Source organism: Amycolatopsis sulphurea (genome assembly GCF_002564045.1).
GTDB lineage: Bacteria > Actinomycetota > Actinomycetes > Mycobacteriales > Pseudonocardiaceae > Amycolatopsis > Amycolatopsis sulphurea.
The window spans coordinates 1,338,244-1,348,686 of the sequence record NZ_PDJK01000001.1 but is presented as its reverse complement, the minus strand read 5'-3'; the positions used below and the strand labels follow the sequence as shown (position 1 = coordinate 1,348,686).

At 66.8% G+C, this 10,443-nt stretch carries 14 protein-coding genes and 1 tRNA gene; 12 read left to right on the top strand and 3 right to left on the bottom strand.

The features are described from left to right. Positions 1–144: GntR family transcriptional regulator (locus ATK36_RS06115; RefSeq protein ID WP_141544380.1), on the bottom strand; the 144-nt coding region annotated here is incomplete at its 3' end. A gap of 203 nt (positions 145–347) precedes the next feature. On the opposite strand from ATK36_RS06115, the gene ATK36_RS06110 reads away from it, so the two are divergent. The 12 genes from ATK36_RS06110 to ATK36_RS06050 all read left to right on the top strand — a co-directional run bounded on the left by ATK36_RS06110 (position 348) and on the right by ATK36_RS06050 (position 9,085). Further along, a complete protein-coding gene (locus ATK36_RS06110) occupies positions 348–638 on the top strand; it encodes a hypothetical protein (RefSeq protein ID WP_342751988.1) in 291 nt (96 codons plus the stop codon). Between the two features lie 1,375 nt (positions 639–2,013). After that, positions 2,014–2,229, top strand: a complete 216-nt coding sequence (locus ATK36_RS06100; RefSeq protein ID WP_245914367.1) for a hypothetical protein — start codon at positions 2,014–2,016, stop codon at positions 2,227–2,229. Positions 2,230–2,480: 251 nt separating this feature from the next. Then, complete coding sequence (locus ATK36_RS06095; protein ID WP_245914365.1) at positions 2,481–3,806, top strand: cell division protein FtsK; 1,326 nt, start codon at positions 2,481–2,483, stop codon at positions 3,804–3,806. Positions 3,807–3,829: 23 nt separating this feature from the next. Further along, positions 3,830–4,246, top strand: coding sequence for a hypothetical protein (locus ATK36_RS06090; RefSeq protein WP_098510198.1), 417 nt, complete (start codon positions 3,830–3,832; stop codon positions 4,244–4,246). Further along, positions 4,243–4,473: a hypothetical protein gene (locus ATK36_RS06085; RefSeq protein ID WP_098510197.1), complete on the top strand. Its 231-nt coding sequence runs from the start codon at positions 4,243–4,245 to the stop codon at positions 4,471–4,473. The genes ATK36_RS06090 and ATK36_RS06085 overlap by 4 nt, the downstream gene beginning before the upstream one ends. A 6-nt stretch (positions 4,474–4,479) precedes the next feature. Then, positions 4,480–4,788, top strand: a complete 309-nt coding sequence (locus ATK36_RS06080; RefSeq protein ID WP_098510196.1) for a hypothetical protein — start codon at positions 4,480–4,482, stop codon at positions 4,786–4,788. Continuing rightward, positions 4,788–5,006, top strand: coding sequence for a hypothetical protein (locus tag ATK36_RS06075; protein ID WP_098510195.1), 219 nt, complete (start codon positions 4,788–4,790; stop codon positions 5,004–5,006). The genes ATK36_RS06080 and ATK36_RS06075 overlap by 1 nt, the downstream gene beginning before the upstream one ends. Before the next feature lie 104 nt (positions 5,007–5,110). Further along, positions 5,111–5,326, top strand: coding sequence for a hypothetical protein (locus ATK36_RS06070; RefSeq protein WP_098510194.1), 216 nt, complete (start codon positions 5,111–5,113; stop codon positions 5,324–5,326). 41 nt (positions 5,327–5,367) lie between these two features. After that, the gene (locus ATK36_RS06065; RefSeq protein WP_098510193.1) at positions 5,368–6,264 is read left to right on the top strand and encodes a hypothetical protein; all 897 of its coding nucleotides are present in this window, start codon (positions 5,368–5,370) and stop codon (positions 6,262–6,264) included. 93 nt (positions 6,265–6,357) lie between these two features. Further along, on the top strand, positions 6,358–7,707 hold the full coding sequence (locus ATK36_RS06060; protein ID WP_098510192.1) for a replication initiator: 1,350 nt from the start codon (positions 6,358–6,360) through the stop codon (positions 7,705–7,707). Next, positions 7,704–7,880 carry a helix-turn-helix domain-containing protein gene (locus ATK36_RS06055; protein ID WP_098510191.1) on the top strand — a complete coding sequence of 59 codons (177 nt, stop codon included), beginning with the start codon at positions 7,704–7,706 and terminating at the stop codon, positions 7,878–7,880. The genes ATK36_RS06060 and ATK36_RS06055 overlap by 4 nt, the downstream gene beginning before the upstream one ends. Continuing rightward, positions 7,880–9,085: a tyrosine-type recombinase/integrase gene (locus tag ATK36_RS06050; RefSeq protein WP_098510190.1), complete on the top strand. Its 1,206-nt coding sequence runs from the start codon at positions 7,880–7,882 to the stop codon at positions 9,083–9,085. Before ATK36_RS06055 ends, ATK36_RS06050 begins: the two co-directional genes overlap by 1 nt. Before the next feature lie 105 nt (positions 9,086–9,190). Here the strand turns inward: ATK36_RS06050 and ATK36_RS06045 are convergent. Both ATK36_RS06045 and ATK36_RS06040 read right to left on the bottom strand, forming a co-directional pair. Continuing rightward, a tRNA-Pro gene (locus ATK36_RS06045) sits at positions 9,191–9,264 on the bottom strand. A gap of 151 nt (positions 9,265–9,415) precedes the next feature. Continuing rightward, on the bottom strand, positions 9,416–10,321 hold the full coding sequence (locus ATK36_RS06040) for a PaaX family transcriptional regulator (protein WP_098510189.1): 906 nt from the start codon (positions 10,319–10,321) through the stop codon (positions 9,416–9,418). Positions 10,322–10,443 lie beyond the last annotated feature (122 nt).

Genomic DNA, 10,443 nt, shown 5'->3' with positions numbered 1-10,443 from the left:
TACAGAGCCGCGAGAGATCCCGTGCTCTTCGGCCAACTCCCCTTCGCTCGGCACCATGTCGCCAGGTTTCAGATCGCCTGCGGCGATGCGCTCTTGAAGGTCGTCTAGTACCCGCTGGTACGCGGGCCGGTAGTCGCGCGTCATGCGCTCATCTTACATGACAAACGACCAACGTCTGTGGTTGAAGATTTGCCTTCGCACACGATCTAACGTCTGACGTTGACCCACTGACGTCTGTGGTTTAGCGTTAGTGTCAGCAAGCGAGAACACCGACAAAGGAGAAGGCCATGCGGAACATTCCGTGCGACTTGAGTAACTACACCGCCCGTGTTGCGGAGGTGCCGGGCGTGAAGATCGCGAAGGACGAGAAGGGTCGCGAGTTCGAGGTGACGGACCGGCAGACGGGTGAGAAGAAGTTTGCGGTGTCGCTGTTCCTGAAGGCGAAGGTCCGGGGTGAGAAGGGTGAGGAGGTCCGGTTCACGCTGGACGCGGACCCGGGTGAGGGTTTCGAGGAGGGCATGGTGGTTGAGCTGATTGCCCCGCGGATGTCGCCGTACTCGTTTAAGAACAAGGACGGCGAGACGGTGTCGGGTGTGGCGTTCGCTGCGGTCGGCCTGAAGTCGGTCGCCTCGTTTTAGTCCCGCGGTAACCGCCCTCCCTATTTCTGGTTAGCGGCCCGTTTCGAGTCGGGCGGGGGCTCTTTGTTTGATTGACAAATTCAGAGTGTGCCTGACTGCGCCCAAAAACATGCCTGTTACGGCTGTTCGCGTTGATTCCCGAACTCATTTCTTCGGGGGTCTTCGGGAGTGTCCGTACGAGTTGTTTGGAGCAGAGCAATGGATGAGTGTGATGTGTATTCGGCTCAATTGTTGGCGTGGCCGTGGCTGCACCTGGCCGAGTCTGTGGAGGTCGTGGCATGAGTTCCAGTTGCGTAGAAGGCCTGTCGACGTTTGACCCGCACGGCCCGAGGCGGGGTGTGTGATGTCAGCGAATGTGGTGGCCCATGGCGTGGTGCCGGTGCTGGTGTGGCTGGTGATGCTGGCGGCGCTGGCGTTGGCGTGTCCTGCTGCGGCGGGGGTTGTCGTCGCGATTGTGGCGGCAGGGCTGATTCTTGCGCGTTCCGGTCGGACCGCACGGAGGTGACTGCGGTGACGGAGGGATCGCTGGACTTGTTTGGTAGTCCGCTGGCTGATTCTGGGGCGAGGGCACCGGTTCGGTTGCCGGTGAATGATATGGCGTTGATTGAGAAGGTGCTGCATATTGCGGAACGTGGGTTATGTGCTGGTTGGTCCGGGGGAGAGGGTGTATCGCTTGTATGCGCGCCTCGCGATCGAGGTCGCCCCCCGGGATGAATCAGACGCGGTGCATCACCTTTTGGATGCGAGGTGGCTGACGAAGGGAGGAACCCACTTCTACACCTGTTATGGGTATCCGGTGCTGGTAATTCGGTGCTGGTACCCCGTGCGACGAAGGACAAGGCCCGGCGCTGGCGTGTGCTGGCGGCCCGGCCAACGACCACGGGTGAACAACGACGAAAGGCAAACGGATGACGTCGCAAACGATCAATAAGCACAACAAGGCTAAGTACAACCGAGTTCGAGCTGGCGCTGGATCAGGTCCGGGCTGCGTTCGATGAGCTGGCGAAGCTGGGCAAGGGGTTGAACGAGCGGGGTGGGGGTGACCGGTTTGAGGCTGGCAGGTCCCGGGCCGCTCGGAGGTTCAGTCGAGTATCCGCGGGGCGTCGGCGTCGCTGGACTCGCTGCGCGCGGCGGCGACGAAGCGTAAGGCGGAGCTGATTTCGCGGGGGTGGCGGGTGTGAGTGATGAGCGGGGCCTGCTGCATGTGACGGCGGAATGTTCGTTGTGGTCCGGCCGTATTACCGCGGTGTGCGGGGTGAGTGCGGAGGCCGGTGGATCGAGGTGTTCCACGTGTTCGGGTTCGGCCCGAGGTGCCCGGACTGCAGGCGCCTGTCTGACCGCGACGCCTGATCAACCGATAGGGAAGGGACTGATTGTGAGTTCACAGCTGGATAGCAAGATCACTGAGCTTGACAAGGCCATGCGGAAGCTGCGTGAGGCCATGACCACGATGCCGAACCGGGTGGGTGGTTTCAAGAAGGAGCATGACGAGGCTGCCCGCAAGGTCGCCGCGATGACCACCACGATGGAGGCAGCGAAACCGCTGTTCAGCTCGGAGGGCAAGCGCGGCCCGCGGGCTCGCCGCCGCTGATCCCGCGGCCCGCCATCACCGCACATCGATAGTGATCACCCAACCCCGGGGCGAGGTCAGGGCCGCGTTCCCCTGGTCGTCCCGGGGTGGGTGCGGCCCTGGCTCGTCTCCTGACCAGGGAGTGCCTGATTCATGAGCCGCAAACCCAAGACCGGTACGGCCATCCGCCGTAACCGCTATAAGACCCGCCGGAAGCCCGCTGCGCGTTGTGGCTGGCTCGGCATCCCGGCTTCCTCGCCACACCGGCCGCGGTGACCGCGAGTGTGCTGGAACTCGGCCCGGTCACGACGGGCAGCCTCGCGGCGAGCACGCTCGTGGCCGGGCTGGGCTGGTACCGGGCGCACCCGGAGTCGTTCACCCGGATCGCCTCGCCGCGGCTGCGCTCGGCGCGTCGCCGCTGGACTCGCTATATCGGCCAGTCCTGGAGGTCCACTCTCGACTTCTGTGATCTGACCGTGGATGACCGCAGGACCGGGGAAGTGCTGGTGCCGCGCCTGCTGAAGGTTGCCAGCCCCACCCCGTCGATCGATGTGGTGACGGTGGCGATCCGCAAGGGACAGTCGGTGGAGACGTTCCGCAACGCGCAGGCAGAGCTTGCCTCCGCGCTGGGTGCGGATGCGATCTCGATCGAGAAGGCCAAGCCGCGGGTCCTGACGGTCACGCTGGTGTTCGGCAACCCGTTCGAGGACGTGATCCCACCCGCGGACATCCCCGGCGACCCCAGCGAGGTTGACCTGGCCGCGATCGAGCTGGGTGACACCGAGTACGGCGCGGTGTGGACTGAGCCGCTGGCCGGGCAGCACTGGCTGATCTCCGGGGGAACCGGTTCGGGTAAGGGGTCGCTGCTGTGGAACCCGTTGCGGGCGATGGGGCCGATGATCCGGGACCGGGTGGCCCGGATCTCGATGATCGACCCGAAGGGCGGGATGGAAACCGAGCGTGGCAGGCCGCTGTTCTTCGACTACGCCACCTCCGCCGATGACGAGACCGAGTACGACAACGGTGACGGTGACGAGGTCGTTGATCCGATGCTGGCGGTGCTGTTCCGGTTCCGGGACCGGATGCGGGAACGGCAGGAACAGCTCCGCGAGGACGGCCTGCGCAAGTTCACCGCCTCGGCCGGGACTCCGTTCGAGGTCCTCATGATCGATGAGCTGATGATGCTGACCGCACTGTCCGGTCGCCGCACGGTCAGCGAGGTTAACCGGGTGCTGGCCGAGATCCTCACCCAGGGCCGCGCGGCCGGGTATGCGGTGATCGCCTATGTGCAGGAACCGGCCAAGGACATCGTGCCGGTCCGGGACCTGTTCACCCGCCGGATCTCGCTGCGCACCGGCGCGGCGTCCTTTGTGGACATGGTGCTGGGTGAGGGAGCCCGTGACCGGGGTGCGCTGGCGGACGAGATCCCGGAAACCGGGTGTGAGGGTATCGGCTACCGCACCTCCGAGACCTCTCGCCAGCCCATCCGCGTCCGCGCGGGATACAGCACCGATGACGACATTGACGAACTCGTCCGCCTCTGCACCCCGGCAGACGAGCCACCTGCTGACTCCAACGTCTACCCGATCGCTGCCTGACCGTCTGGAAAGGACTGTCCACTATGTCTGCACCGGCCTCCGTGCCCGATACTGCCCGGCTCACGGCCGTGGCGGCCCGCTATGTCCGGGACACCCCCGCGCCTGACCCGGCCTCGATCAGCCTGTATCCGGGCCTGCGGCGTATCGATATCCAGCCGTCCGTACCGTCGTGGGATCGCGTGGCGGTTCTCGATTCCCTGCTGATCTGGACACACCAGCTGACCGGGATCACCGGCGACTGGTGGCACACCCCCGGCGGGGACCTGCACATCACCCTGACCGGCCGCGGACCCTGCGGGGTCACCGTCCGAGTTTACGACGCCTTCCCCTACCGCACCGTCCGCCAGCACGTCGCGCTCACTGAGGGCGCGTCCGAATCGGTCACCCCCGGCGAGCTGTACCGGCTCGCCCTGGAACTCCGCAAAGGACACCTCGCATGATCACCCTGAAGTTCCTTGCCGCCTGGCTGAAGATCACCGGCGCCGCCGTGGTCGCGCTGGTGCTCGAAATCGTGTTGATCCGCTCGTGGTGGCTGTTCCTCCTCGTCATGGTCCCGACGCTGCTGGTGTTCGCCGGGCTGTCAGCAGCGATGTGGCGGGAATGGCGCTCCACCCGCCACGGTGACAGCGCCTACAGCTACTCCTACGTCCGCTACGAAGAGGACTGACCCGCCATGACCAGCCCCGACCCCGTGCCCCCGCCGGACGCGGAGATCTGGCACACCGCCGTAGCCACCCTCGAAGACGGGCTCGGCATCTACCCCCTGCGCTCGATTGATGGAGTCCGCTACGGCGGTGCCGGAGTCACCAACACCGCCGTAGCAGCCACCTCCACCACGGTCCTGCTCCGCGTCACCCAGCACCGGCACGGACACCCCGAGGTGACCGAACTGGAAATGCCACCCGCGTTCGCCCGTTACCTCGCCGCCCTGCTCGACTCCACCGCCCGCTACCTCCACACCACCCCGGAAGGAACCCGCTGATGCGCATCCGTGAATCCATCGTCATGAAGCTTGCCCGGCTGCACGAAGAGTTCTATGCGATCGACCGGACGGTGATCAACCCGGAGGGTGGTCGCAACCGCAAGGCGCTGTTGCAGCTGGCAGACCTGGCCAGCGAAATGGTCCAGCTCTATGAGGAAGGGGCCGCCGAAATGCGCCGGGAAGCCCATGAGGCCTACGACCTGGCCACCGGCAGGTAATCGGTTTCGGCATGCCGTGAGTCCTCGTGACGCTTGCCGCGAGGACTCACGGCATGCCACACGCGCCCATCCGCCATACCCCCCGCCCGAGCGAAAGGCTAGGCATGTCCGACGACTTTAACGAGCTGTTCCAGGTGGTTCGACCCCTGGTCAACGAGTATTTCGAGCTGCATCGGCGACTGGTCCGCGCATACGACGGCAACACCGATTTTCGCAGCAATGAACTAGCGGAACTCGCTGAGAAAATACCCGTCTACCTCGAAACTCAAGCACGGATCTTCCGCCGCGAAGCCGACCGATACCGCACCGGCCGCTACTGACCATCAGCACCGCCGACGCCCTCTGAAAGGAGGTACCTGACGTGTTCCGCAAGTCCGCCCCGAAAAGCGCGGCCCGCCCGGTCTCGCGCCGGGTCCGTACCCTGGAAACCCAGCTCACCGAAGCCCACGACGTGCACCGCCTCGCCACCGATCCGCTTCTCGGGGCGGTCACCGCGGACCGCTTCCGCACCTCGATCACCCGCACCATGTGGTTCTTCCTCACTGTCGGGCTCGGCTTCACCACCACCGGCGTGCATGACTTCCTCGCCGGGCGCCTCACCGCCACCGACCCGCTGTGGTGGGGCGCCTGGCTGGCCGAACCCGCCCTCGCCGGAATCCTGGTCACCCTGCTCCGATGGGAAGCCGCGATGCTCGCCGCCGACATCCCCGTCACCGACAAACCCGTCACGCACCTCAAACGGCTCCTGCTCGCCGCCACGTTCGCCGCGAACGTGTGGGCCGCCCTCACCCCCGCCACCGGCGGCATCTCCCAGGGCAGCGTGTTCTTCCACATCGTCATCCCGCTCGTGGTCTACCTGCTCGCCGAAGTCATGCCGATTATCCAGCAACGCTGCACCCAAGCACGCAACGACGCCCTCACCACCCCACCGGCCACCACCCACCCAGCACCCCCACCCCCACCGGCGGCGGCTGAACCCGTTACGCCCCAACCCGTTCCGGCGCCCGCGCCCGTCAAGCCAACCCCAACCCCAACCTCGGCCCCGGCCCCGGCCCCGGCCCCGGCGGGGAGCGTCCTTGCGAGTCTCCCGGCCAGCATCCGCACCACGATCACCGACATCACCGCCGACGCCCACACCGCCGGTCGCCCCGTCACCCCCGCGGATCTCTCCGCCCGCGTCACCCTCCCCGCCGGAATGCTCGCCTCCCTCGCGGACGAGCTGAACACCACCGTGAACCACCACAAGGTCACCACCTGACCAGATCACCCCCTCGCACCACAGTCGGGACGTCTCCCCCGACCGCGGTGCGACGTCCCGGCCCCTGCGTGCACCCGCACGAAAGAGGCCAGCATGATCACCGAGCACGACGGGTCCGCACTGGCGGCCCGCATCACCAACCGCATGACCCCCGCCGTCATCCGCGCCGTGCGCGCCCGCGCCGAAGCCACCGGCGGATGCCTGCAACCAGTCCACCTCACTGGCTACCGCACCGTCACCGACCACACCGGCCGCATCCTCGACCACACCGCAGGCGTCGTCTACACACCCTGCGGCAACCGGCGGGAAAGCGTCTGCCCCGCCTGCTCCGACCGCTACGCCGCCGACGCGTTCCACCTCCTCCGCGCAGGCATGACCGGCGGCAAAACCATCCCCGAAACCGTCACCAGCAAGCCCCGCCTGTTCCTCACCATCACCGCCCCCAGCTTCGGCGCCGTCCACAACCGGCCCACCACCCGCACCGGACGCCGCCTGCCCTGCCGCTGCGGCGAATACCACCACGACGCCGACACCCGGATCGGGACCGCGATCGACCCCGCCCACTACGACTACCCCGGGTCCGTGTTGTGGCAGGGCCACGCCGGGGAACTGTGGCACGCCTTCACCGTCCGCCTCCGCCGGGAACTCGCCACCGCAGCCGGCATCCGGGTCAAAGACTTCCCCGAGCACGCACGCCTGTCCTACGCCAAAGTCGCCGAATACCAGCGCCGCGGACTCGTCCACTTCCACGCCGTCATCCGCCTCGACGGCCCCGAAGGACCCGCAGACCCCGCACCCGGCTGGGCCGACAACGCGCTCCTCGAACACGCGACCCGCGCCGCCGTGGAGAACACCCGCATTACCCGCACCCTCACCATCGGCGGCGACACCACCCGGCACGTGTTCACCTGGGGCCAGCAGGCCGACATCCGCCCCATCCGCCCCGCCCACACCACCGACCCCGACGACGGCGACATCACTGACCGCGCCCTCGCCGGTTACATCGCCAAATACGCCACCAAAGGCACCTCCACCAGCGAAGTCCCCGACCGCCCCATCCGCTCCGAACAAGCGATCGAGGCACTCGACGTCCACCCCCACCACCGGCGCATGATCACCACCGCGTGGACGCTCGGCGCCAACCCGGACCTCGGTTTCCTGCGGAAATGGGCGCACATGCTCGGGTTCCGCGGCCACTTCCTCACCAAATCAATCGCCTACTCCATCACCTTCACCACCATCCGCGGCGACCGACGCACCCACCAGCACCTCGCCACCCTCCACGCCACCGGCACCGACCCCGACACCGTGCTCGTGGTCAACCACTGGAAACACACCGGCAACGGCTACCGCCACCACCACGACCGCGACATCGCAGCCGCCATCTACGAAGGACAACGCCAGCAACGCCAGGAAAAGCTCGACAAGGAGGAACGACCATGAGCAAAACCCTGATGACCATCGAAGACCTCTCCAACCACCTCGGAATCCCCATCAACACCCTCTACAAATGGCGCACCAAAAACTACGGCCCCACCGGCCGCCGCATCGGCAAATACATCCGCTACCGCCCCGAAGACGTCGACACCTGGATCGAAGACCAAGGAGGCGCATGATGGCGCGGGCATGGGTGTATGACCGGCTGAAGAAGTCATCCCACCGTGAAGCCGTGGCGAAAGCGAAGGCGGCAGGGCGGCAACCACCGGCCCGCTGGGAGGTTCGCTACTACGACCTGACCGGCAAGCTGCGCTCGGAGACAGCGCCGAGCAAGGACAAGGCGGAGGCGCGTCGGACCGATGTTGAGAACAGTCTCCGTGGTGGGTCCTATGTGGATCCAAAGTCATCCAAGGTCACGTTCTCCGAGATGGGGGAGAAGTGGTTGGAGAGCCGACACGACCTGCGCCAGTCGACGTGGTGGAAGTACCGGGGGCTCCTCGACAACCACGTGAACGTCAGGTGGGGTGGTCTGCCGCTCAACGCGATTCACCGGGAAGATGTGGCGCTATGGGTGGCGGACCTGTTGAAGGCGAAGGACAAGGGTGGCAGCGGCCTCGGTCCTTCGCAGGCTCGGCACGCATACCGGGTGTTCTCGATGGTGCTCGACTGGTGCGTGCCGCGCCGCATCCCGGCCAACCCCGCGCAGGGCGTCAAGCTGCCGGTGCGTCCGGAGGCTGAGCACGTCTACCTTACGTATGAACAGGTGGAGACGCTGGCCGTCGCCGCTGCTGGCCTCCGGACGAAGTACGACCGGCCGACGGCTGGAGCTGAAATCAATCGCGCGTTGATCCTGCTGCTGGCCTACACCGGTCTTCGCTGGGGTGAGGCTGCCGCACTGCGTGTTGGCCATGTGGACCTGGCCAAGCGGCGCATTCGGGTTGCCGTGACGTTCTTTGAGGTTGGCGGTGTGCAGCACGAGGGACCGCCGAAGACGGGGAAGAAGAGAACCGTGTCGTTCCCGGCCTCGCTCGTATCGGTACTCCGGCCGCTCGTGATCGGACGGCAGCCCGACGACTTGATGTTCACCACGGGTCGAGGCCAGGCGCTGAGAGCGAACAACTGGCGCGTCCGGGAGTTCAACGCGGCACAGAAAGCTGCTGACCTCCGCGTCGCTGGGCTTACTCCGCACAAGCTCCGACACACGGCCGCATCCCTTGCTATCGCGGCTGGTGCTGACGTGAAGGTCGTTCAGCAGATGCTCGGCCACGCCGATGCGGCCATGACCCTGAACGTGTACGGGCACCTGTTCCCGGATCGTCTCGATGAGGTCGCGGACGTACTCGACATGCGGCGTACCCGGGCGCTGGCGAGCATGGCAGCGTGATGATCAGCCCCGGGGCATGTGGGCAAAATGTGGGCAGCCCCGGGGCTGAGTCATGCCCAGACATGAAGAAAGCCACGTCCACCTGCGTGAACGTGGCCGATCCGGTCGGGCTGACAGGATTTGAACCTGCGACCCCTTGACCCCCAGTCAAGTGCGCTACCAAACTGCGCCACAGCCCGGACTCAACACCCCTCCCGAATCCCGTCGCCGGGCTCCCGTGAAGTGCGTACTGAATACTCTAGCGGGTCCCTCCGCCTCCCTCGCGGGGAGGTCGCCCTACCGCCCCCCACCTGCGCGAACGCGCCACAACAGCGCAGGCGGGGGTCGGGCTCAAACCCCGCGGTCCTCGGTCTCGATCAGGTCGTCCCAGTACGCCTGCGCGCCGGGGCGCCACTCGACGTGCTTGCGGTGGAAGAGTTCGGCGGCCTTCGTGCCGCTCCAGCCGGCGGGGAGCAGGGCGCCGGGGAGTTGCGGGTCGAGGAACGGGAAGCGGCGCCATTCGTGCACCAGTTCAGTTTGGGCGCGCAGCACGGGGCGGCCGCCGGACGGGCTCAGGCCGGTGAACCGGTCGATGAAGTCCTCGTACCGGTCGGTCAGCTCCGACAGGTCCCACGAACGCGCGACCATGCCCTCCTCGCCGCCGATTTCGCCGTAGGCGGCGGTGAACGACATCGCCTGGGCATCGAGGCCGAGTTCGGCGACGATCTGCTGGGCCTCGCGTTCGCGGCGGGGGTCCGGGCTGACCCACACGCCTGCCACGGGGGAGCCGAAGCCGGCCCAGGTGAGGCGGGTGCGCAGGCGGTGCCGCAGATCCCGCTTCGCCTCGGGGACCGAGACGATCAGCATCAGCCAGCGGCCTTGCCAGCCGTGCGCGTCGCGGCCGAAGGCGTAGATCCGGTCGGCGCCCTCGGTGAGGAGCCTGCGGCCGGGCGGGGTCAGGGACCAGCGCACGCGGCGGCCGACCCGTTCGGACACCAGCCAGCCCTCGGCCGACGATCGGGCCAGGGCCTGCCGGGCGGACTTCTCTTCGACCTCCAGCAGGCCCAGCGCCTCCACCAGGATCGAAGTCCACACCGGACGGTCGCGGGGCAGCACGTACTCGCCGAGCACGGTCATCAGCAACGACCGGGCGCTGGCGTGGCTCACCTCCCGGCGCCTGCTCACCTTCGGGCGGGGCGCCGCGCCGCGCGGCTTCCTCCGCTCACCGAGAGTGACCGAAGGGGCGGGATCCGCCATTGCTCTTCACCGACCTCACTGCTGTATACGACTGCTTTCTGCCCCGACAACCCGCCCAGGGTACCCACTGGGAGTGACCATGACGCCACTCGACACACACGCTGCGGCCGCTCGCGGCGGTG